This window comes from Rothia sp. P5766 (assembly GCF_048513555.1).
GTDB lineage: Bacteria > Actinomycetota > Actinomycetes > Actinomycetales > Micrococcaceae > Rothia.
In genome coordinates, this window is record NZ_JBLXXS010000001.1 from 79653 (window position 1) to 100659 (window position 21007).

General features: G+C 57.6%; 21 protein-coding genes. 14 read left to right on the forward strand and 7 right to left on the reverse strand.

Translation table 11 applies throughout. From position 1 onward, the window contains the following. Positions 1–34 precede the first annotated feature (34 nt). On the reverse strand, positions 35–1366 hold the full coding sequence (locus ACN08V_RS00420; RefSeq protein ID WP_419104129.1) for a uracil-xanthine permease family protein: 1332 nt from the start codon (positions 1364–1366) through the stop codon (positions 35–37). A gap of 295 nt (positions 1367–1661) precedes the next feature. On the opposite strand from ACN08V_RS00420, the gene ACN08V_RS00425 reads away from it, so the two are divergent. From ACN08V_RS00425 to mnhG, 6 genes are read left to right on the forward strand one after another with little or no spacing between them, the layout of a single operon-like run. Then, positions 1662–4775, forward strand: coding sequence for a Na+/H+ antiporter subunit A (locus tag ACN08V_RS00425; protein ID WP_419104130.1), 3114 nt, complete (start codon positions 1662–1664; stop codon positions 4773–4775). A gap of 3 nt (positions 4776–4778) precedes the next feature. After that, positions 4779–5291, forward strand: coding sequence for a Na(+)/H(+) antiporter subunit C (locus tag ACN08V_RS00430; protein ID WP_419098968.1), 513 nt, complete (start codon positions 4779–4781; stop codon positions 5289–5291). A gap of 3 nt (positions 5292–5294) precedes the next feature. Next, the gene (locus ACN08V_RS00435) at positions 5295–6911 is read left to right on the forward strand and encodes a Na+/H+ antiporter subunit D (RefSeq protein WP_419104131.1); all 1617 of its coding nucleotides are present in this window, start codon (positions 5295–5297) and stop codon (positions 6909–6911) included. Then, on the forward strand, positions 6908–7489 hold the full coding sequence (locus ACN08V_RS00440; RefSeq protein WP_419104132.1) for a Na+/H+ antiporter subunit E: 582 nt from the start codon (positions 6908–6910) through the stop codon (positions 7487–7489). Before ACN08V_RS00435 ends, ACN08V_RS00440 begins: the two co-directional genes overlap by 4 nt. Beyond that, entirely contained in the window at positions 7486–7878 is a 393-nt protein-coding gene (locus ACN08V_RS00445) for a monovalent cation/H+ antiporter complex subunit F (RefSeq protein ID WP_419098971.1), read from the forward strand. The genes ACN08V_RS00440 and ACN08V_RS00445 overlap by 4 nt, the downstream gene beginning before the upstream one ends. Beyond that, positions 7875–8228, forward strand: a complete 354-nt coding sequence (mnhG, locus tag ACN08V_RS00450) for a monovalent cation/H(+) antiporter subunit G (protein ID WP_419104133.1) — start codon at positions 7875–7877, stop codon at positions 8226–8228. Before ACN08V_RS00445 ends, mnhG begins: the two co-directional genes overlap by 4 nt. A gap of 97 nt (positions 8229–8325) precedes the next feature. Here the strand turns inward: mnhG and ACN08V_RS00455 are convergent, their stop codons facing one another. Next, positions 8326–9813 (reverse strand): peptide MFS transporter, encoded by a 1488-nt coding sequence (locus ACN08V_RS00455; RefSeq protein ID WP_419104134.1) that lies wholly within the window; start codon positions 9811–9813, stop codon positions 8326–8328. A 242-nt stretch (positions 9814–10055) separates the two neighbouring features. On the opposite strand from ACN08V_RS00455, the gene ACN08V_RS00460 reads away from it, so the two are divergent. Beyond that, positions 10056–10553, forward strand: a complete 498-nt coding sequence (locus ACN08V_RS00460) for a hypothetical protein (protein WP_419104135.1) — start codon at positions 10056–10058, stop codon at positions 10551–10553. A gap of 59 nt (positions 10554–10612) precedes the next feature. Here ACN08V_RS00460 and pgm read toward each other — a convergent pair whose 3' ends face one another. Beyond that, complete coding sequence (gene pgm / locus ACN08V_RS00465; RefSeq protein ID WP_419104136.1) at positions 10613–12250, reverse strand: phosphoglucomutase (alpha-D-glucose-1,6-bisphosphate-dependent); 1638 nt, start codon at positions 12248–12250, stop codon at positions 10613–10615. Between the two features lie 221 nt (positions 12251–12471). Here pgm and ACN08V_RS00470 point away from each other — a divergent pair, with 221 nt between their 5' ends. Together ACN08V_RS00470 and ACN08V_RS00475 are read left to right on the forward strand one after the other, a co-directional pair. Next, the gene (locus ACN08V_RS00470) at positions 12472–12801 is read left to right on the forward strand and encodes a rhodanese-like domain-containing protein (protein WP_419098976.1); all 330 of its coding nucleotides are present in this window, start codon (positions 12472–12474) and stop codon (positions 12799–12801) included. A gap of 42 nt (positions 12802–12843) precedes the next feature. Next, on the forward strand, positions 12844–14313 hold the full coding sequence (locus ACN08V_RS00475; protein WP_419104137.1) for an anthranilate synthase component I family protein: 1470 nt from the start codon (positions 12844–12846) through the stop codon (positions 14311–14313). A gap of 30 nt (positions 14314–14343) precedes the next feature. Here ACN08V_RS00475 and ACN08V_RS00480 read toward each other — a convergent pair whose 3' ends face one another. Beyond that, positions 14344–14760 (reverse strand): hypothetical protein, encoded by a 417-nt coding sequence (locus tag ACN08V_RS00480; protein ID WP_419098978.1) that lies wholly within the window; start codon positions 14758–14760, stop codon positions 14344–14346. A 182-nt stretch (positions 14761–14942) separates the two neighbouring features. Between ACN08V_RS00480 and ACN08V_RS00485 the strand changes: the two genes are divergently transcribed. The 5 genes from ACN08V_RS00485 (at position 14943) to ACN08V_RS00505 (ending at position 18812) form a co-directional block, all read left to right on the forward strand. Further along, entirely contained in the window at positions 14943–15329 is a 387-nt protein-coding gene (locus ACN08V_RS00485) for a GntR family transcriptional regulator (RefSeq protein WP_419104138.1), read from the forward strand. Next, positions 15326–16234 carry an ATP-binding cassette domain-containing protein gene (locus tag ACN08V_RS00490; protein ID WP_419104139.1) on the forward strand — a complete coding sequence of 303 codons (909 nt, stop codon included), beginning with the start codon at positions 15326–15328 and terminating at the stop codon, positions 16232–16234. The genes ACN08V_RS00485 and ACN08V_RS00490 overlap by 4 nt, the downstream gene beginning before the upstream one ends. Beyond that, positions 16231–17184, forward strand: coding sequence for a hypothetical protein (locus tag ACN08V_RS00495; protein ID WP_419104140.1), 954 nt, complete (start codon positions 16231–16233; stop codon positions 17182–17184). Before ACN08V_RS00490 ends, ACN08V_RS00495 begins: the two co-directional genes overlap by 4 nt. 137 nt (positions 17185–17321) lie before the next feature. Then, on the forward strand, positions 17322–17903 hold the full coding sequence (gene pyrE, locus ACN08V_RS00500) for an orotate phosphoribosyltransferase (protein ID WP_419098983.1): 582 nt from the start codon (positions 17322–17324) through the stop codon (positions 17901–17903). A gap of 222 nt (positions 17904–18125) precedes the next feature. Then, positions 18126–18812 carry a TrmH family RNA methyltransferase gene (locus ACN08V_RS00505; protein ID WP_419104141.1) on the forward strand — a complete coding sequence of 229 codons (687 nt, stop codon included), beginning with the start codon at positions 18126–18128 and terminating at the stop codon, positions 18810–18812. Positions 18813–18840: 28 nt separating this feature from the next. Here ACN08V_RS00505 and ACN08V_RS00510 read toward each other — a convergent pair whose 3' ends face one another. The 3 genes from ACN08V_RS00510 to ACN08V_RS00520 form a co-directional block, all read right to left on the reverse strand. Beyond that, a complete protein-coding gene (locus tag ACN08V_RS00510) occupies positions 18841–19191 on the reverse strand; it encodes a hypothetical protein (protein WP_419104142.1) in 351 nt (116 codons plus the stop codon). Beyond that, positions 19188–19673, reverse strand: coding sequence for a hypothetical protein (locus ACN08V_RS00515; RefSeq protein ID WP_419104143.1), 486 nt, complete (start codon positions 19671–19673; stop codon positions 19188–19190). Before ACN08V_RS00515 ends, ACN08V_RS00510 begins: the two co-directional genes overlap by 4 nt. Positions 19674–19864: 191 nt before the next feature. Further along, positions 19865–20743, reverse strand: coding sequence for a hypothetical protein (locus tag ACN08V_RS00520; RefSeq protein ID WP_419104144.1), 879 nt, complete (start codon positions 20741–20743; stop codon positions 19865–19867). Positions 20744–21007: the final 264 nt, after the last annotated feature.

The following is a 21007-nucleotide window of genomic DNA, read 5'->3' on the forward strand; positions in this document are numbered from 1 at the left end:
CTTTTCTGTGGGCTGTGCATACCAGCTTTTGGGGCTAGTGGATGTCGCCTTTAGCCTCGGTGGGGGTGAGCGGTTCGGGGTGGGCACCGCTGCGCTTGTTGAGGGCAGCCATGAGATGGTAGACCACCAGGGTCGCTGCTGTACCCAGGGCGATACCGGCGAACTGCAGGCCGGCAATGTCCCAGGTGTAGTCGGCGATACCCACAATGAGAGCTACCGACGCGGCGCTCAGATTAACCTGGTTGGAGAAGTCTACGCGGTTCTCCACCCAGATACGCACACCGAGCATACCGATCATGCCGTAGAGCACGGTGGCGGCACCGCCCAGCACACCGGCAGGTACTGATGCCACGGCGGCACCAAAGACGGGGAAAATAGAGAGCAGGACAGCGAAGATAGCCGCTACCCAGTAGGCGGCGGTTGAGTAGACCTTGGTTGCGGCCATAACACCGATGTTCTCGGCGTAGGTGGTGGTACCGGAACCGCCACCGGCACCGGCCAGGGTGGTTGCCAGACCGTCCGCCATGAGGGCACGTCCTGAGTATTTATCGAGGTTATCCCCGGTCATCAGAGCCACTGACTTGACGTGGCCGATGTTCTCAGCGACCAGAACCAGGATGACGGGTATGAAAAGACCGGCCAGGTTCCAGTGGAACTCGGGGTGCTGGAAGTGGGGCAGACCGATCAGGCCCTCATTCTCCCAGGCGGCCTGAATCTTAGTGAAATCAACCTCTCCGCGCAGGGCAGCGGTGATGTAACCGATAACTACACCCAGCAAAATGGATAGACGGCCAATCATGCCCTTGAAGAGTACTGAAATGAGGATGATAGAGGTCAGCGTAACCAGCGCGGTCACAGGGGCTTCCATAAAGTTCTTCTTAGCGCTGGGGGCAAGGTTGAAGCCAATGAGAGCCACAATGGAGCCGGTAACCACCGGGGGCATGAGCTTGGTCAGCCAGGCGGTGCCAGCAATCTGAACAACGGCACCCACCATGAAGAGGGAGATACCGGCCATGACAATACCGCCCAGTGCCCCGCCGGGGCCGTACTGGTTACTTGCGGCCGCCAGAGGGGCAATGAAAGCGAAAGAAGACCCCAAATAGGAGGGTACGCGCCCGGCTGTCATCAGCAGGAAGAGCATGGTGCCCACACCCGAGAAGAAGAGCGTGGTCGCCGGTGGGAAGCCGGTCAGCAGGGGGACCAGGAAGGTTGCGCCGAACATGGCCACAACGTGCTGGGCGCCGATACCGATGGTACGGCCCCAGGTCAGCCGTTCAAGCGGGTGGACAACCCCGCCGGGGGTAATGCTTTTGCCGTCGCCGTGTAGCGTCCAGGCGAAGCCCAATCTGGAATTATTGTCTACCAATGCTCTGCGCTCCTTATACCCCACCAGTGGGGCTGTGCGGGTCTGAGGTGTGTGTGAACCGCTAGTAATTGTACGGTGCTCACTTGGTTTGCGGGCCAAGAGAACGGCGGTAACCGGTGTGATATTGCTTAGGGGAAACCAGAAAACCATTCCATAGGGTCTGCACCACCGTTTGGATCATGTAGAGGTTCCCCCGCTACCTGAAGAGAGGACACCCGACCCCAGCAATCGACAAATAGGCCCTTCAAAACTTAACCTGTTAAGTAACCCCGCCGCACCTACCAAGGGCCCACCTGTGACCATAGTTCTTGCGCTTTTTCTCCTTGCCACCATCGCCACACCCTGGCTCTACCGTCGCATGGGGACCTCCACCTTCTACCTGCTGGCCGCTACCTCGGCGGCGGTGCTTGCGCTGGTGCTCTCGCGCACCGGCTCCATCCTGGGCGGAACCCCCTGGCAGGAAAGCTATCGGTGGATCCCGCAACTGAGCCTTGAGCTGACCTTCCGCATGGATACCCTCTCCTGGGTTATGAGCCTGCTGGTACTGGGCGTCGGTTCGCTGGTGCTCTTCTACTGCGCCAGCTACTTCAAGCACTCCACCGGTGATAACGGCCAGTTCGCGGCCTATCTCTTTGGGTTTGCCGGTGCCATGTTCGGGCTGATCACTGCCGATGACTTCGTCGTCATGTTCATCTTCTGGGAAATCACCACCATTCTTTCCTACCTGCTCATTGGCTACTCCCGGCATCGCCTGTCGGCCCGCCGTTCAGCCCTCCAAGCGCTGACCGTTACCACCGCAGGTGGCCTGGCCATGTTGGTGGGTATTGTGATGCTGGGCTACAGCCTGGGCACCTACAGCCTGAGTGAGCTGGTAGAACGAGGCCCTGCTGTTCTGGCCGCCGCGCAAGAGGGGAAGGGCCCACTTAGCCTGGGCATGCTCTCAACCGCCCTGGTGCTGATTCTGTGCGGTGCCCTGTCCAAGTCCGCCATTTTCCCACTCCACTTCTGGCTCCCCGGGGCTATGGCCGCACCCACCCCGGTCTCTGCCTATCTGCACGCCGCCGCTATGGTCAAGGCCGGTATCTATATCCTGCTCCGCCTAGCCCCCGGCTATGGTGAAGTTGCCCTCTGGCAGAACACCCTCATCATCTTTGGTGCATTCACCATGGTTTTTGGTGGCTGGAGCGCCCTCAAACAGACCGACCTCAAACTCATTCTGGCCTACGGTACGGTCTCCCAGCTGGGCTTCCTGGCCCTGGTGATTTCGGGAGGGACCCCCGATGCGCTCTACGCGGCTGTTGCGCTCATGGTTGCCCACTCCCTCTTCAAGGCCAGCCTCTTTCTCTCCGTGGGTATTATTGACCACCAGTCCGGCACCCGCGATATTCATAAGCTTTCCGGTATCTACCGGCACGCGCCCAAGCTGGCTGTCCTGGCCACACTCTCCGCCGCTTCTATGGCGGGCCTACCGCCCCTGGCCGGTTTTGTGGCAAAAGAAGCCGTCCTAGAAACCTACCTGGGCCCCACCGTGGGCTGGCAGCACGGCCTAACCCTGATCGCCATTTGTGTCGGGTCTATCCTGACCTTCGCGTATTCAGCCCGCTTTGTCTGGGGTGCTTTCGCCGTCAAGCCCTACGCCTACATGCACCGTGAGGGTGTCAAATACTGCCAGCTACCGCACCAGGCCGGTGCCGAGGCCACCCCGGCAGATACCCCCGTCAGCCCGCGCGCTCTGGAAGGCAACCGCCGGGGAGTTAAGCTCAGCCCCGACACCGCCTTCCACCCGGTCCCCTATACTTTCCTTTGTGCACCGTTGATACTGACCCTGCTCAGCCTGCTCTACGGCTTCTACCCGGAACCGGTGCACCTCTTCATTACACCTATCCTCACCGCCTTCCCCGCAGAGGCTGAGCCGCTGAGCCTGCACCTGGCCCTCTGGCACGGCATCACCCCGGGGCTCCTGACTTCGCTGGCCATTATGGCAATCGGTACCCTACTCTTTATCTTCCGCAAGCAGATTGAAGAGCTCCAGAGCGCCCTGCCCACAACACCGAATGCCTCGATTGTCTACCGCGATCTCATGGACTCCCTGGACAGGCTAGCGGTCTGGGTCACCGGTGTCACCCAGCGCGGCTCCCTGGGTTTCTACCTGGGTATTATCCTGATTACCGCCGTGGTTGTTCCCTTCACGGCTCTCTACATCAACGAAACCCCACCGCTGGCCAACGTGCGAGTCTCCGAATCCCCGGCCCAGTGGTCCATTGTGATTGTGATGATTGTGGCCGCCCTGGTTGTGGTCTTTGTCCGCAAACGCTTCCTAGCTATCATGATGGTTTCGGTGACCGGCTATGGCATGGCAATTCTCTTTGCCTTACGGAGCGCACCCGATCTAGCCACCACCCAGCTTTTGGTGGAGACCATCGTCCTGGTTGCTTTCGTGTTGGCCATGCGCGTGCTACCCCGCAAAATCCCCCTGATCCGCACCAAGGGCGGGGCAGACGGGGCCCACAAAACCCTGCGCATCATCATTGCCTTGGGCTTTGCCGGTCTCATGATGGCCCTGGCCATGTTCACGCTCTCATCTCGCTCGCTTTCACCTATCTCCGTGGAGATGCCACAGCTGGCCTACCAGATCGGCCACGGCTACAACGTGGTCAATGTGATCCTGGTTGATATGCGCGGCTGGGATACCTTCGGGGAAATATCCGTGCTGGCCCTGGCCGCTACCGGTGTTGCATCCTTGCTCTTTATCGGCGGGCGGGCAGACTCTGCCAGCACCCGCCGACCGGACACCCAGACCATGAAAAAGATCGAGAAATCCTTTGCTCAGCGCACCCAGATTACGGTGCAACAGCGAGTCGCTGGCCAGTTCTCCTCGGTAGAGCGTGACCCCTTCATCGTGGCCGGGCGCACCCTGCCGCCCGAGTTCCGTTCCATCCTGCTGGAGGTCATGACCCGCCTGCTCTTCCACACCCTGATCATGGTTTCTCTCTACATGCTGTTTGCCGGGCACAACCTGCCCGGTGGTGGCTTTGCCGGTGGCCTGGTCGTTGGCCTGGCTTTGGCCGTGCGCTACCTAGCCGGTGGGGGAGCAGAGCTTCGTGCCGCCTCACCGCTCTCTGCGGGTGCTTTCCTGGGCTCAGGTCTGGGTATTGCAGCCCTCTACGCCCTGGCTCCCGTATTCTGGGGTGACCCGGTGTTCTCCAGTTATGCCCTGGACTTCTGGCTACCGGTCTTTGGCCAGGTCCACTTTGTCACCGCCACCATCTTCGATGTCGGGGTCTACCTGCTGGTGATCGGACTGGTTCTAGATATCCTGCGAAGCCTGGGTGAACGCATCGACCTGAAGCTCATGAACGAACGCCGCAGAAAAGAAAAACAAGCCCGCGCCAAAGCAGGAAAGGCCTAAGAAATGGTCATTGATTTCAGCCTTATCCTGGTCATGGGCGTGCTCTACGCTGTGGGGGTCTACCTCATTCTGGACCGATCCCTGACCCGCGTCCTACTCGGTCTGATGCTCATGACCAACGCGACAAACATCCTGATTCTGCATGCGGGGGGACCGGCGGGTCTGGCACCTTTCTATAAGGCAGATGCCGCCGCAGGTGACTATTCAGATCCGCTTCCGCAGGCCCTGATTCTAACGGCAGTCGTGATTTCCTGCGCAGTCACTGCCCTGGTCCTGGGCATCATCTACCGTAGCTGGTTGCTCTCACGCGCCGATGAAATTACCGATGATATCGAAGATATCCGCGTTGCTATCAAAGACAGCTTCGACAAAGAAGAGGACGCCGCCGCAGAGGTCGATAGTTCCGAGTTCGACGGTGACGAAGAGACCCGTGAGAAAAAATTCACTGAAGCTGAAGAGAAGAATAAACTGATCCACACCGGCTCCTACTCAGCCACACCCAAGAAGGCGGACTAGCTCATGCAGATAGCCCAGCTTGCTCCTCTTTGTGTCATCATTCTGTTCCTGGCGGCAGCCATCACCTTTATCTCTCGCAAGGCGCGCCTTCAGCGTGTCATTGCCTTTACTGCGGTAGCTTCTACCCTTGCTTTTGAGAGCCTGCTCCTGGCTTCGGCTTGGTCTGGCCCGCCTCAGACCGTGCATCTAGCGGGCTGGGAGGCACCCTTTGGTATCACCATGGTGGTGGATCAGCTGTCGTCGCTCATGCTGGTGGTGTCTTCGATTATCTCACTGGCGGTGCTGGTTTTTGCTACTGGCCAGCACCTGCAAGATGAAGACGATGAGGTGCCCATCTCTGTCTTCTACCCCACCTACCTGCTTCTGTTGGCGGGCGTATCTAACGCCTTCTTGGCGGGTGACCTGTTCAACCTCTACGTGGGTTTTGAGATCCTGCTCATGGCCTCCTACGTGCTAATCACCATGAACGCTAATACCCCGCGTATCCGGGCCGGTGTGACCTATGTGGTGGTTTCGGTTGTCTCATCCATGCTCTTTCTGACCGCTATCGGCTTTGTCTACGCGTCGGTTGGCACCATCAATATGGCTGATCTTTCCCTCAAATTGGGTACCCTGCCCGAGGGCACCCAGATGCAACTCCACCTGATGCTCCTGATTGCTTTCGGTATTAAGGCGGCGGTGTTCCCGCTTTCCCTCTGGCTCCCGGACTCCTACCCGACGGCACCGGCCCCGGTGACGGCGGTGTTTGCGGGCTTGCTGACCAAGGTGGGTGTGTACGCGATTATCCGTACCGAGACCTTACTCTTCCCTGAGGGACGGCTCGATACCCTGCTGGGGGTTGTAGCGGCCCTGACTCTGGTGGTGGGTATCTTGGGTGCCCTGGCTCAGGATGACATCAAGCGTCTGCTGTCTTTCATCTTGATTAGCCATATCGGCTATATGATCTGGGGGATTTCGCTGGGTAATGAACTGGGTCTGACCACAGTGGTCTTCTACATCGCTCACCATATTGTGATTCAGACTGGCCTCTTTATGGTGGTTGGCTTGGTGGAACGCCGCGGCGGGTCCACCAATACCCGCCGTCTGGGTGGCCTTGTTAAGACAGCGCCTTTCCTGGCCCTGCTCTACTTCATTCCCGCCATTAACCTGGGTGGCATCCCGCCTTTCTCGGGCTTTATCGGCAAGGTGGGCTTCCTGGAGGCTTCTGTAGAAAATGGTGGATTTCTGGCCTACGCTAACGCCGGAATCGGTGTTTGGGTCTCCCTGCTGACTCTGCTGTCTCTGGCCCGCGTGTGGAACAAGGCCTTCTGGCGGCCCGCTAGGGAAGCAGAAGATCCCACCCCTGAGCTGGTCATGGCCGAGCACTCCGAGGACCCGGCTCACTACCAAGCCAAGCCTATTCCCGCAACCATGATGCTTCCGACCGTCAGCCTGGTAGTGGTGGGCGTACTGATTACCGTGTTTTCGGGTCCCCTGTTTCAGCTCGCTGATAAGGCCTCGGATAACCTCTTTACCCCCGATATGTATATCACCTCGGTCTTTGGGCCGGATGCCCCCACCCGCTCCGATTACCTGCAGCAGCAAATCGTTGATCACAGATCCCAGGAGGTGAACCAGTGAAGAAGTCTTCCCTGAGCCTGGCGGGCCTGGTTCACGCCCTTCCGCCGTTTGCCTGGCTGGTCTTTGTCTGGTGTGCCCTCTGGCAGGATTTCTCGCTCCGCTTTGTGGCTTTTGGTGCGCTCCTGGCATTTCTGGTCATGGCCGTCTTTAAGCTCCCCACTCTTTACCTGTCCAACCGGCTCAATATCTTCTACGCTTCTCAGTTTGTGGTGCTCCTGTTCTGGAATATCGCCAAGGCGAGTGTGGAGGTCATGTGGCTGGCCGCTATCTTCCGCCCACCCCTGTCTAACTCGGTGGTTGCGGTACCTTTGCGCACCCGCTCTGACCTTCTGCTGACGGCTGTTTCTCATACCATGTCGCTGATACCGGGCTCGGTGGTTGTTGAAGTGGATCGTCCCCATTCGGTGCTTTACTTCCATGTTTTAAATATTTCTACCCCCGCTGAAATTGAGCGCTTCACCAGGAGTGTCGCCTATTTTGAGGCGCTCATTATCAAGGCATCTGGCAGTAAAGAAGAGTACGAGGCCCTCAAAGCTGAAGAAGCGGCTATGACCGTAGCCCGTGAGGAGGAAGGATGAGCTGGGTTTTCTGGGCTACAGGCCTGATGCTGACGCTGGCCACTTGGGGCACCGTCTACAGGATCTGGAAAGGGCCTGCACTCCTGGACCGTGTACTCGCCAGCGATGTGCTTCTTTCCATTTTGACTGCGGCTTTGTGCCTGCTCATGATTCTGACCGATAGCCAGTTCTACATGATTCTGCTGGTTACTATCGCCATGATTGGTTTTGTGGGTTCGGTGACGGTCGCCCGGTTTGCCGATAACTCTAAGGCTGATGAACCCGCACCGGCATCTAAGGTTATTGCTCCTGGCCGTTTGAAGGCCCGCCGCCAGCGTCTTGCGGGTTCAAAGAAGAGCCGCTCGGCAACTAAGAACAGCGAAGTTAAGTCAGAGGAGGGCCGCAAATGAGTTTCGATACGGTTTTTGATGTGCTCACCGCCGTCTGCATGATTGCCGGTGCCCTCATGTCCTTGGGGGCGGCAATCGGTCTGGTGCGCTTCCCGGACCTGCTCACGCGCTTGCACGCGGGTACTAAGCCTCAGGTTTTTGGCATGATTCTGATGCTCCTGGCGGTGGGATTTCATTTCCGCTCCTGGGCCCTGCTCCCGGTCCTGCTGGTGATTTTGCTCCTGCAGATGCTGACCATCCCCATTTCCGGGCATATGATGGGCCGCTCGGGCTACCGTAACAAGCACTTCCATAAGGACGACCTGCGTCACGATGACCTGCGTGCTCTAGTCGATAGGTCCGAACCCTAACCTTGCCCCATGAGACAGGCCAGCCCGGTAGGAACATTGAAGGGCCTAACGGGCCAGTATGCCTCTTGAGTACACGGAATAAAGAGGGGGCTAGGAGTTAGCGGATTCCCGCCATTTTATGGACAATCCACCGATTCATACCACCCAGGGCTACTCCTAGGGCGATGGTTATAAGCCCTAGTGTAGTGAAATAGGCTACTTCGGTTTCTATAGAGTAGAAGCGCCCAAGCCAGCCGGCTAGCACCGTGCCAAGTGCCGAAGAGGTGAAGTAGAGGGCCATCATGGCTACTCGGTGGTTTTGGGGTGCCAGCTTGGTTGCTAGCGAGATACCTACAGGAGAGATTGCTAGTTCACCCAGGGTGCAGATGAAGAGAATCAAGACAATCCACAGGAAGCTAACCTCAGTGTTCCCAGCCTGGGGGATAAAGAGCAAGAAGGCGACCCCGGTCAGAATAAGAGCTAGGGAGAACTTGAGGGGGGTGGTGGGTTGGCGCTCGCCCATCCTGGTCCACAAGGCTGTGAAAACGGCACCGAAAATGATGATGAAGATCGGGTTGATGGAGTTCATGAATTCCGGTGTGAGCTGTAGACCCATGATGTTCCAGTTGATACGGGACTCGGAGTAGATAGCAAGCACGGTGAACTGTTGCTGGAAGAGCGCCCAGAAAGCCACGCTTCCAAAGAACATGGGGATAAAGGAGATCACCCGTGAGTGTTCTTCTGCAGTGGTGAGTTTGGAGGTCAGCAGAGTGTAGAAAAGTGCGAGAGCGCAGACCGCGATAAGGCTCATGACCCAGGTATCCAGGTTGTCGGGGGTGATCAGGCCGGTGAAGACCAAGGCTAGAATTGCGGCAATAATGACAACTGCGGCTACGCTGTAGGCCTTCTTTTCGGAAGGGCTTAGGGGCGCAGAGATCTGGTGGACGCTCTCTGGCAGGTTCTTTCGGGTTAGAGCGTATTGGATTAGGCCGATAGCCATGCCAGCCGCCGCTAGGCCGAAGGCCAGGTGGAAGCCGTAGGTTTCACGGGTAAGGCCGGTCAGTGCTGGGCCGAAGAGGGCACCCAGGTTAATACCGATGTAGAAGATAGTGAAACCCCCATCACGACGGGGGTCTTCGTGCTGGTAGAGAGAACCTACTAGTACGGAGGCATTGGCTTTGAGCCCGCCAGAGCCGATAGCGACCATGATGAGGCCGGTGATAACACCACTTGCACCTGGTAGAAGGGCTAGCGCCAGGTGGCCGCCCATGATGAGGGTAGCTGAGGAAAATAGGGTGCGTTCGGGCCCTAGGATCCTATCCCCAAAGACGCTGCCAACGATGGTCATCAGGTAGACCATGCCACCGTAGGCCCCCATGACACCTGCAGCTGAGGTATCGCTGAGCAGGGCAAGTCCGCCGCGTTCAGTTTCCCAGTAGAGGTAGTAGAGCATGAGCACCTGCATCCCGTAGAAGGAAAAACGTTCCCACATTTCTACGGAGAAGAGGTTAGCTAGCATTCGGGGGTGGCCGAAGAAGGTTTTTCCGCTGGAGGGGGCCGGGTGTTCTCGTTTTGTCTTGTGTGCAGTTTCGGAGAGCGAAGACATGTATGTTTCTCCTGGTTGCTGGGGTTGATGCCTCATAAGTGCGGGCATTGCTTGCTTTACTGTGTGAGTTTACATCCTCTCCGCCAAAGGCCTTAGGCTAGGTCAAGGAGCAGTGACGGGATCCATAGGTAGCTGGTGTAAAGGGTAAGGCTCCTGCACCATGCTTTAGCCCCCTTGCTTTAGCCCTGATAGAAGCTGAGAGTAACAGAAAATAGCTGGTTTCCAAGGAGGAATGTAGCAGCATGGAATTTGAGATACAACCCAAATCGGTGAATGAGTTGGCTGAGCAGCTGGTTGCTACTGGCGTGCAAACCAACAAGTATGCCCAGGTTCTGTTGGAATCTAATTACTATGACCCAGCTGTATCTGGACGGTTCACAGTGGAACTTGTGAACTTATCTGATTTAGGGTTTGATGAGCCAGCAACGCTACAACATGTTTATGAGCGTGCTCAGGCCACAGGCTACTGCCTCTGTCCACTTGAACTTGCCCCGTATGCGCGTATGCAGTGGTTAGAGCAGGCCCAGAGCAAGACTTCGATACTGAGCGGTACCCACTCTATGCCAGATAGTGCCGTCAACGTTGCTACCCCGGTACTTTCAGAAGATAACACATTCCCTAAGGGCTTTTACTTGCGCGTAGTGGACGGCGTTCCTTGGTTACGGGGCTACCGATGTGATGATACCTATCTCTTCCCCTTGGAAAGCTGCTTCATGTTTGTCCTACCGCCAGAAAACTAGCCAGGGGAAGGGCCCCTTACCCCGCACGGAGTAAGAGGCCCTTGAGGTGCGAGCGGGGGTTAGGCGATGACGCTATCGACCAGCGCCTTGGCTTCGTTCTGTACCTGGGTCAGGTGATCAGGGCCGATAAAGGATTCTGCATATATCTTGTAGACGTCCTCGGTCCCTGAGGGGCGAGCTGCGAACCAGGCGTTCTCGGTGGTCACTTTCAGACCGCCAATGGAGGCACCGTTGCCCGGTGCCTGGGTGAGCTTAGCGGTAATGGCCTCGCCTGCCAGCTGGGAGGCGGTCACATCGGCGGGGGAGAGCTTGCTCAGCTTAGCTTTCTGTTCACGGGTTGCAAGGGCGTCTATGCGGGCATAGGCGGGCTCACCAAAAGCGTCAGTTAGCTCTGCGTAGCGCTGCGACGGGGTCTTACCGGTCACAGCAGTCATTTCGGAAGCCAGCAGAGCCAGAATGATACCGTCCTTATCTGTAGTCCACACCTGCCCCTGACGGTTCAGGAAGGAAGCGCCAGCTGACTCTTCGCCACCGAAGCCTAAGGTCCCAGCGCTCAGGCCGTCAACAAAGAATTTGAAGCCAACGGGCACCTCAACCAGCTTGCGACCCAGCGACTGGGCAACCCGGTCAATCATGGAAGAAGACACCAGGGTCTTACCGACCCCTGCGGCGGACGACCAGCCGGTGCGGTTGCTGTAGAGGTAGTCGATGGCAGTTGCCAGGTAATGGTTGGGGTTCATCAGGCCCGCGTCGGGGGTGACGATACCGTGGCGGTCAGAGTCGGCATCGTTACCGGTGGCGATGTCGTACTTATCTCGGTTGGCAATCAGCGAGGCCATGGCATTGGGTGAAGAGCAATCCATACGGATTTTCTCGTCCCAGTCCAGGGTCATGAAAGCCCACTGGGGGTCAACAACCGGGTTAACAACTTCGAGGTTGAGCTTGTACTGCTCAGCGATACGCTGCCAGTAGGCCACTGAAGCTGAGCCCATGGGGTCAGCGCCAATAGTGAGGCTGGACCCGGCGATAGCATCGAGGTCAATAACGGTACCTAGCTCGTTGACGTAAGCGCCCAGGTAGTCGTAGGTACCACTGGTCTCAGCGGCCTTGGCCTGTTCTAGGGAGATACGCTTGACCCCCTTGTTGCCTCCTTCAAGGAGCTGGTTAGCGCGGTCGGCAATCCAGCCGGTGGCGTGAGAATCAGCAGGACCGCCGTGAGGGGGGTTGTACTTGAAGCCACCGTCTGCGGGTGGGTTGTGGCTGGGGGTAATAACGATGCCGTCAGCCTGGGCTCTGTTGCTGGGATTAGCGTTGTGGACAATGATGGCACGTGACAGTGCGGGGGTGGGGACGTAGCCAGCTGCGGCATCAAGTAGGACGGTGACACCGTTGGCGGCGAGAACCTCAAGGGCAGTGTCTTGAGCCGGGCCGGAGAGCGCGTGGGTGTCTTTGCCCATAAAGAGCGGGCCGCTAATACCCTGGGCGGTGCGGTACTCAGCGATAGCCTGCGAGATAGCGGCAATGTGAGCATCGTTGAAGGATGCTTTCAGGGAGCTGCCTCGGTGCCCCGATGTTCCAAAAGCTACCCGTTGGGTGGGGTCCTTCAGATCGGGGGTTAGGTCATAGTAGGCGCCGATGAGCGCATCGAGGTTAACAAGGTCTTCTGGGGTGGCAAGAGTGCCTGCGCGAGTGGACATACTTCTAAGAGTAGCCCGCAGGTCTTGGCAAAAGGCACAGATTAGGCCGTGACTGGCGTAAATGTAGGTGTGTTACAGGATTAACTTGCCTAGTCAGAGTGAACCCGCTAGCGGGATTGGGTACCCAGGAGTCCCGCTGCCCGGCGCTTGTTGGGCTTGTGGCTAGGCCTTGCCCGGGCATAAGCTGAGACTGAACGTGAAACCTATGAAAGGGTAAACCTGTGAACGAAGATATCCCCCAGGTAACAGTGGATCAGATTCCGGATGGCGCAAAGATTTTGGATGTGCGCGAGGATTACGAGTGGGTAGAGGGCCATATTGAGGGCGCTCAGCATATTCCCCTGGGTGAGGTTCCCGAGCGTTACGGTGACGTTCCGCTCGATGAGGATGTGTACGTTATTTGCCGTGCCGGAGGCCGTTCCTTGAGGGCCGTGGCCTACCTGAACCAGTACGGTTTCGATGCCATTAACGTTATTGGCGGTATGGGTGCCTGGCAGGACGCTGAACTCCCTATGGTTTCTGAGAACGGGCAGGAGCCGCAGGTCCGCTAGCTTGTGGGTCTCTGGTGCCCTAAAGGGAGTTAGACTATCCGGGTGAACTTTCCGAACCACCCCCGCTATGTGCCCGGTGCTAGCATCCAGGTTAGGCCGCTGGGCTTTGCCGTAGACTGTGCCCGGGCCTACCGGCTGATCTCGGCAGGTTCCCGCTATTCCTTCTGGCTGGATTCTGCCCGCCCAGAATCTCCCATGTCGCGCTACTCCTACCTGGGGGTGGTGCCGGCGGAGGGGCGGGTTCTTATCAGTGACGATGCCCGTGAGCCCGTCTACCGTGAGCTCAACGGGTCAGGCCAAGAGGTAGGGCGTGTACCCGGTAGCTTGGACCGGGGACTCAGCACCTATCTGGCGCAGGGGCCTGCCGTGAACGGTGCCCCCGGCCAGCTGGACGAAGCTCTATTGGGTGGCTACGTTGGCTACTTTGGCTACGAATACCGGGCACGCACCGAGCCAGGCTCACCGGTGACCCATAGCTCACCCACCCCAGACGGGGCCTGGCTTCAAGCTGTGCGCTACATGCTTTATGACCATCAGGGCGGGCAGAGCTGGCTGGTAGGGGACACAGCTTGGCTTGATGCTATCGAGGCAGCTCTTTGCGACTATGCCGGGGAAGAATCAACTGCTCCACCCACCGCAGGCGCCGATGCCCAGCCTATGAGCGGCCTGGTATTCTCCCCACCCACCCGCACCGACTACACCGCCGATGTTCGCACCTGCCAGCAAGAAATCGCAGACGGCAAGAGCTACGAGATCTGTCTGACCGCCCAAACCCAGGCCAGCACCGTCACCCCGGTTTCCCCAGAGCAGGCCATAGCAACCTACCTGCTTCAGCGCCAACATAACCCCGCCCCCTACGCGGCCTTTATACACTGCGACAGCTTCTATATTCTGAGCTCGTCACCCGAACGGTTCCTGACCATCAGCCCAGCGGGGCAGGTGGAGACTAAACCCATTAAAGGCACCATTGAACGCACAGATGACCCCCTAGAGGATGCCCGCCGCGCCTACTGGCTAGCGCACGACCCCAAAACCAGGGCTGAGAACCTCATGATCGTTGACCTGCTGCGCAACGACCTCTCCCGCATCAGCTACCCGGAGTCGGTGCGGGTCCCCGTCCTCATGGGGGTTGAAAGCTACCAGACCGTACACCAGCTCGTCTCCACGGTTCAAGCGCAGATGCGCCCGCAGGTAGGCAGGGTAGAAGCCGCCCTGGCCTGCTTCCCCGGTGGCTCTATGACCGGGGCACCCAAACCGTCCACCATGGATATCATTGACCGGTTAGAGGGGCGCGCTCGCGGTATCTATTCGGGGGCTCTAGGCTTCTTTTCTGCGACGGGTGCCGTCAATCTGTCCATCGTGATTAGGGCCCTGGTGATTTCGTCCTCCGGGCAGGTCAGTCTGAGCGCGGGTGGTGCTATTGTGGCTGATTCAGACCCGGATGCTGAGTACGAAGAGATGCTGACCAAGCTGGCGGCGGCCCTGCCGCCGCAGCTGGGCAGGCTGGGCTAAAGAAGCCCGCTCGCGTAAGCCTGTGAGGTGTTAGCGGGCCTTGCGGGCAAGATAAAGACCCGCCGCAATCAGGGGGATCTGGAGGGGCAGGCGGCGCAGTCGCTTAGCGTCGGAATCCAGTAGGCCGGGAATATCAATCTTGTGGGTGTACTGGTAGATGTTCGCCGGGTAGACCGCAGTGAAGAGGGCGGCGGCCCCTAGTCCAGTGATGCGACGTGCCCCCGGTGCGGCCAGCAGACCCAGCCCCACACCGAGCTCGGCAACCCCAGAAGCGTAGACTACCTGCTTTGCGCTCCCCGGAACCCAGGGCGGAACGATGGAGGCAAAGCTGGGTACCTTATCGCGCTTAAAATGAAGGGCCCCCATGGTGGTCAGGCCCGCGCCCAGGGTGTAGCGGGTTATCTTTTGGCCGGTGGTTTCGCTGGTATCGTGTGCAAAAAGGTTCATGGTTTTTATAGTAGGCCAGCGGTGGGCCTGCGCCTCCCGGTGGAGTCTCCGTTTATTTTATTCTTCTTTTGTAGAGAGCCTTGTATTGCTTTAACTGAGTCCATGCCTTAGGTTAGTTACATAACTAACTAACCAATGAACCAACTAGCGTGGTTTGGTGCATACAGAGAAAGGGGGTGCCCATGCTCACCGGTGATAAACCCATCTTCCAACAAATTGCGGACCACATTAGCGGTCAGATCCTCGCGGGAACCTACCCCGAAGAATCACAGGTCCCATCGACCAACGAATTTGCGGCCTTCTACCGCATCAACCCGGCAACAGCCGGTAAGGGCGTCAACCTCCTGGTAGACCAAGGGGTGCTCTACAAGAAGAGAGGTATCGGCATGTTTGTGGCTCAAGGAGCACAAGACATTCTGCGCTCTGCTCGGCGCAAAGAATTTATCGCAGGCTATATCACCCCTCTGGTCGAAGAAGCCAGGGTGCTGGGGCTCAGCAGTGACGAGGTACTCGCTGCCCTGCAAGCTGGCCTGAGTGAGGCCGCTAGCAAGACAGGGGAGAACGCATGAACACCATCGCCCGCACACAGAACCTCAGCAAAACCTTCCGGGGCACCAAGGCCCTGGACGGTATTAACCTGGAGATCGAAGAAGGCCTCATCTACGGCCTAGCAGGTAGGAATGGTGCCGGTAAAACAACCCTGCTGACGGCACTGACCGGCCAGACCCTGCCCGATAAGGGCTCACAGATAGAGCTCTTTGGGCAGAGCCTTAATGCCACCACTATCGCTAGAACCCACCTGCAAAGAACCAACCAGAGCTACCCTGATGACCTGCGGGTTTTCCAGGTGCTCAAGATGGGCCGGCTGGCTCACCCCAACTGGGATCAGTCCCTGGCGCTATCGCTACTGCTTGATTTTGAGATTCCGTTCAAGGCCCGTGCCCGCAGGCTCTCGGACGGGCAAAAATCAGCCCTGGGTATCGCGGTTGCCCTTGCCAGCCGCGCAGACCTGACCCTGATGGACGAGCCCTACACCGGCCTTGACCCGGTAGCACGCGCCCTCTTCTACGATCGCCTGCTCGAAGACTTTAGCGCCCACCCGCGCACCTTTATTATTTCCACCCACCTGCTCGACGAAATCTCACCCCTGCTTAACCGCGTCATCTTGATTGACCGGGGTGAACTGGTCTTTACCGGTGACGCTGAGGACGCCACCTACACCGCCCACGAGGTTGCGGGGAACCAGGACGCTGTTTCTGTTTACCTTGCCAAGACCTCCCTGGAGGGCTTTGTGGTGCGCGACCGCGCAATCGGCTCTATGCGGAGTCTTGTAGTGGCTGCCGCTCTCACAGCAGAGAACGAGGAACTTGCGGGCAAGCTGGGCGTTGGTGTCCAGCCGGTCTCACTCCAGGACACCGTTGCCGCCCATAGCCGGAAAAATACTGACCAGATTACACAAGGAGAGCTCTCATGACCGCAACAAACCCAGTTTGGGCTGAGGAAACAGGGCTCCACGCCCCCGGAGCTGAGAAGAAAAGGCGGGCACGCTCCGCCCGAATTCAGGGGAGCTGGACTGTCTTCCACATGCTACGCAACCAGAAAACAATGGCAACCCTACTTCCGCTACTACTGCCCATCGGGATTGCCGCGCTGATTATGCTCCTTGTTAGCATCAACAGTCTGCTCACCGGAATGTCGTTTGGTGCCCACGGTGGCTTTATCAACGCAAATTCTTTGCACACCACTATCGTCCCCGTGGTGCTAGGAGTCTCTTCCCTTCTGGGTTTTTATTCTCATGCACAGCTCGTCCTCAACATGGGACGAACCCGGTGGAGCTACCTGGGCGGTTTTACCCTGCTCTCCTTCTACAGGGCTACTCTTGCAACCCTTGTCTACGCACTAACATCTGTTATCGAGCTCGTGACACACGGTTACGGTAAGGGCTGGCAGGTCTTTAACCCAGAGCTGGACCCCTGGCCCTTCGCCTTCTGGCAGAGCTACTCAACCCCGGGGCGTTTCTACGCTCTGGGCAGCTACCTGGCAACCTGGTTGGCGGTGCTGATTGCGGTTCAGGTCGCTGGAATCGCTGTGGCAGCCCTCTACCTGCGGTGGGGCAAGGTCACAGGCTCCGTGGCGTTGGTTCTTGCCGTCCTGGGGGCGCTAGCCATTAGCCGTTCCCTGTTTGGCGAACATCAGTGGGATATGGGAATCAGCGTCCTCTGGGAGCAGTTCGATAACGACTACAGTGACTTCAGCATCTGGGATGTAGCCAAAGAGAGTGGCGGATTCTCAGACGAACATATTGGTAATATCATTGTCCCAGCGCTCGGCTTGATAGCCTACCACTACGGGTCACTCTTGGGAGCTGCCGCGGTGTCTTATCTGGTCGCAACTATGACCTGGGCCAGAACTTCCCTGCGCTAGACCCTCTTTGCCCGTCCCGGCCTTCCTGATCCGGGGCGGTGCTTTATAGAGTGGCCGGGGCTGAATAATTTTTCACCTGCCGGGATTCTCCCACCCAAAAACAAGCCCCGCCCACCCCATCTACTAGACTAAAACCCATGACTACCCTCTCCGAAAATCTCCCCATCGAAGCCGCCCGCGAACGCCTCCGCCAGCTCATCAGCGAATTGGCTGTAGTTCGCGGAAAAGTAACCCTAGCCTCCGGCAAAGAAGCTAACTATTACGTTGACCTGCGCCGCATTACCCTGCACCACGAAGCCTCCCGCCTAGTCGGCCAGGTCATGCTCGACCTTCTTGATAAGGCCGGTATTGAATTTGAGGCAGCAGGTGGCCTGACCATGGGTGCTGACCCGGTGGGCCACGCTATTATGCGCACCGCAGGTGATCAGGGCCGCGCTATCGACACCTTTGTTGTTCGTAAAGCCCAGAAGTCCTACGGTATGGGTCGCCAGGTTGAAGGCCCCAGCGTGGTAGGTCGCCGCGTGGTCGCTGTGGAGGACACCTCCACCACCGGTGGGTCAGCCCTTACTGCCGTTGAAGCCCTCCGTAATGCGGGGGCCGAAGTTGTCGCTGTCGCCGTTATCGTTGACCGAGCCACCGGCGCCAAGGAGCATATCGAAGAAGTCGCGGGTGTGCCCTGCCTCTACGCCTACTCCAAGAGCGACTTGGGTCTGGACTAAACCTTTAAAGGCAGATAAAAGCAGACAAAGATGCGCTGGACGCGCCCCGCCGACACCCTTAAACGCCAGCCCCCCGAGCCAGTCGGCTTCTGGCGCGTCCACCGCCTTCCCACTGGTAACCCCTAAACGCCAGCCCCGAGCCAGGGTTGCGCGGATACAATTTTGCCCTTTTCCTATAGGCTCTACCCCGAACGCCTAGCCCTGGAGTTGTAGTAAACACATATGAACGAGAAGAACACTGAAGCAGAGGCCCCCGCCAAGGTTGCTGAGCCCAGTAGTGAGGTTAGCGAACCCGAACGAGAGGTTGGCGTCGGCCCCTGGGAGGGTCCCTGGCCCGAAGGGGACCACTGGGACCCCGAACTATTGCGCGAGGGTGACCGCCGTAACGTGGTAGATAAGTATCGCTACTGGCGCATGGAAGCAATCATTGCACACCTCGACCAGCACCGGCATGAATTCCACGTAGCTATCGAGAACTGGCAACACGACCTGAACATCGGAACCGTGGTCCGCACCGCTAATGCTTTTCTCGCACGGGAGGTCCACATTATTGGTAGGCGTCGCTGGAACCGCCGCGGTGCCATGGTGACCGACCGCTACCAGCATGTGCGCCATCACCCCACCATCGAAGACTTTCTGGCCTGGGCAGACTCCCAGGGTGTTGCTGTTATTGGGATTGATATTTTCCCTGATTCCCAACAGCTTGAAACCTACGACCTGCCCAAGAAATGCGTGCTGGTCTTTGGGCAGGAAGGCCCTGGGCTATCGCCCCAGATTCATGAGGCGGCGGTTGCTACCCTCTCCATTGAGCAGTTTGGCTCAACCCGTTCCATGAACGCGGCTTCTGCGGCGGCGGTTGCTATGCACGCCTGGATCCGCAGGCACGTCTTCGGGCAGAAAGTCTCCTAGCGGTTTTAGGTCATTAGATGCATACCCTCTAAGTGATGAGCGACTCAGAAATCCGTTCCAGGTAAAGAGCACCGGCCGGAGTCACCGTAAAATCTTTGCGTCTGGCTCCCGTACCGGGCACACTCACCGGTGTGATGGTCAGTAGGCTCAGTGAAGCTAAGCGCTTGAGGGTGCGGTAGAGGCCGCGCCCGGTGATGCTCCAACCCGTTTCAGCCTCAAAAACCTTATGAATTTCCTGGGCCGGGATAGGCCCCCTCTGGCTGATAATCCTTAGAAGCACCAGAGTTGTGGCTGACTTCTTGTAGACCTCAATCCAGGAGCCTGCCAGCTCTTCAACCCATTCCCGTTCAGCTGAGCCTAGCTTTTTCTCTGTGCTCATGAGACTACTTTTCTAACTCCCAGGACGCTGGTTTCCTCAAACCCGCGGCTACCGATGACGGCGAACATATGAATGAGTAGGCCCAGGCCCCAGAGCACCGGCACAGCAACGGCTGGTCCGCCCCAGGTAGCCAGCAGGATACTGCGATCCCAGGTACCAAAAACCGCATCGACCGTAAAATGTACTAGATTGCCACAGGTTAGGAGGGTGTAGGTAAAAGCGTTAATGATGACTCCTCCGAAGCGGAGGCGGTCTAGGCCCTTGCCGAAGGTGATGGCATGGGCGAGCATGAGCAGAAGGACTGCTATGGTTCCCAAGGCAACAATCAGCATGGTGGCCCAGGGGTAGGCGGCGGCCAGGGTATGGGTGGCAACTACCAGTGTTGTGGTAGCTAGGCAGTAGGGCATCATCGTTTTGAGAGCGGTATCTGGGCTTTTACGAGTGCGAATCAGCTTGCTCAAGGAAAAAGGGGAAGTGGACATGTGCGCCGTCCTTAGCTTGTAGTGTACCTATGGTTCATAGAATGACTGTACCATAGGTACACTAAAGATGTGCTAGGGGTCGGGTCAGCAGAAACATAATTCATCACTCCCGGGCAGACCCTGACCTACTAGCAGTTAAGGGGCAAATTCAGAAGCCCATCCAGCGGCACCCTTCCCCGAAACCGTTTGACTTAGTTGCTATGGGCAAAAAGGTACCGCAGGCTACCCTGGGCTACCATCTGGCCCTCAGCACCTTGCTCAAGAATGGCAGGTTTAGAGAATAGGGGCGCATGATATTTTTCAAGATCTTGGGTGCTGATATGAGGAAGACCAACCATATCTCCCCTAAAAACTCCCAGGTGGGCTAGCGCAAGCATACGCCAAGGTAGCGGCGGGGCTGGGTTCGTCCAAGCAGCCACCAGGTTAAAAATCTTTTCCCTGCCAGCCCTCTTAATTGTTTGAGAGGGGTGAAAGTCCAGCCAGCAGTCCTTTGAAAGAGCCAAGACCCCAAAATAGTCTGCCGCATATTCCGGGGCCAAAGCCGCCCCGTAACGATCCGCGGTATAGGTCTCTGTCCAATTCAACAGGTTCTTCAAGAACGGGATGGATTGGCTGACCGTAGTTGAAAACTCGTACCAGAGCGCCTGATGGTTAGCCGAAAGGTTACCGACTTCCCGGGCCAAGGCAAAATGGAGCGCACCCAGGGTACCATCTGGGCGAGGGGCATTGAGGAGGTCTGAATGAATGAGGATAACCGATTCGCCTCCCGCTTGCAGAGAATGAGACAGCCCCTCAAGACCCGGAACCACAACCACCAGAGGAGTCCGCTCTAAACCGGCATCGTGAGCTAGCCCCTCAAGGGTACTTAACACCTGGGGAAATTGCTGGCTATCAACTAGGCAGCCCTTGGTTTTTGATTGCGCGGACTTGAGCAGGCGAATAAATCCCAGGGCAAAAGGAAAAACAAGTGCCAGCACTACGAACTGATAAATCTCATCCAGGGCCTTTGTATCAAGAGCGCTGCTCATCTCTGGGAAGAAGAGGAAAACTCCAGCAATCGCTAAGGCCATACAAACAGTTAGAGACGTGAGAAAGACAGATAAAGTGAAGGCCAGCTTGTGCCAGCGATACCTTAAAGAGCGTTTTTCTAATCTACTCAGAGGATAATTCAAGGCCTTTGATTCCTATTGTCGTTTATTTCTACCCCCCCAGAAGGCTTCTGCTGAGAGGTTAGCGTGCGTTCCACCGGTCCGGGAGTCAGTAGCGAGCTCAGATACAACCAGAAGGGGGCTGATAAGGAAAGGTTGCCAGTCATGGAGGAGATGACATGCCCC

Bases quoted from the DNA above. Each gene is read 5' to 3' on its own strand.
- ACN08V_RS00510 (WP_419104142.1), bottom strand. From the start codon at position 19,191: ATGAGCACAGAGAAAAAGCTAGGCTCAGCTGAACGGGAATGGGTTGAA.
- pyrE (WP_419098983.1), top strand. From the start codon at position 17,322: ATGACTACCCTCTCCGAAAATCTCCCCATCGAAGCCGCCCGCGAACGC.
- ACN08V_RS00445 (WP_419098971.1), top strand. From the start codon at position 7,486: ATGAGCTGGGTTTTCTGGGCTACAGGCCTGATGCTGACGCTGGCCACT.
- ACN08V_RS00490 (WP_419104139.1), top strand. From the start codon at position 15,326: ATGAACACCATCGCCCGCACACAGAACCTCAGCAAAACCTTCCGGGGC.
- mnhG (WP_419104133.1), top strand. From the start codon at position 7,875: ATGAGTTTCGATACGGTTTTTGATGTGCTCACCGCCGTCTGCATGATT.
- ACN08V_RS00430 (WP_419098968.1), top strand. From the start codon at position 4,779: ATGGTCATTGATTTCAGCCTTATCCTGGTCATGGGCGTGCTCTACGCT.
- ACN08V_RS00520 (WP_419104144.1), bottom strand. From the start codon at position 20,743: ATGGCCTTAGCGATTGCTGGAGTTTTCCTCTTCTTCCCAGAGATGAGC.
- ACN08V_RS00435 (WP_419104131.1), top strand. From the start codon at position 5,295: ATGCAGATAGCCCAGCTTGCTCCTCTTTGTGTCATCATTCTGTTCCTG.
- ACN08V_RS00460 (WP_419104135.1), top strand. From the start codon at position 10,056: ATGGAATTTGAGATACAACCCAAATCGGTGAATGAGTTGGCTGAGCAG.
- ACN08V_RS00495 (WP_419104140.1), top strand. From the start codon at position 16,231: ATGACCGCAACAAACCCAGTTTGGGCTGAGGAAACAGGGCTCCACGCC.
- pgm (WP_419104136.1), bottom strand. From the start codon at position 12,250: ATGTCCACTCGCGCAGGCACTCTTGCCACCCCAGAAGACCTTGTTAAC.
- ACN08V_RS00515 (WP_419104143.1), bottom strand. From the start codon at position 19,673: ATGTCCACTTCCCCTTTTTCCTTGAGCAAGCTGATTCGCACTCGTAAA.
- ACN08V_RS00485 (WP_419104138.1), top strand. From the start codon at position 14,943: ATGCTCACCGGTGATAAACCCATCTTCCAACAAATTGCGGACCACATT.
- ACN08V_RS00505 (WP_419104141.1), top strand. From the start codon at position 18,126: ATGAACGAGAAGAACACTGAAGCAGAGGCCCCCGCCAAGGTTGCTGAG.
- ACN08V_RS00455 (WP_419104134.1), bottom strand. From the start codon at position 9,813: ATGTCTTCGCTCTCCGAAACTGCACACAAGACAAAACGAGAACACCCG.
- ACN08V_RS00480 (WP_419098978.1), bottom strand. From the start codon at position 14,760: ATGAACCTTTTTGCACACGATACCAGCGAAACCACCGGCCAAAAGATA.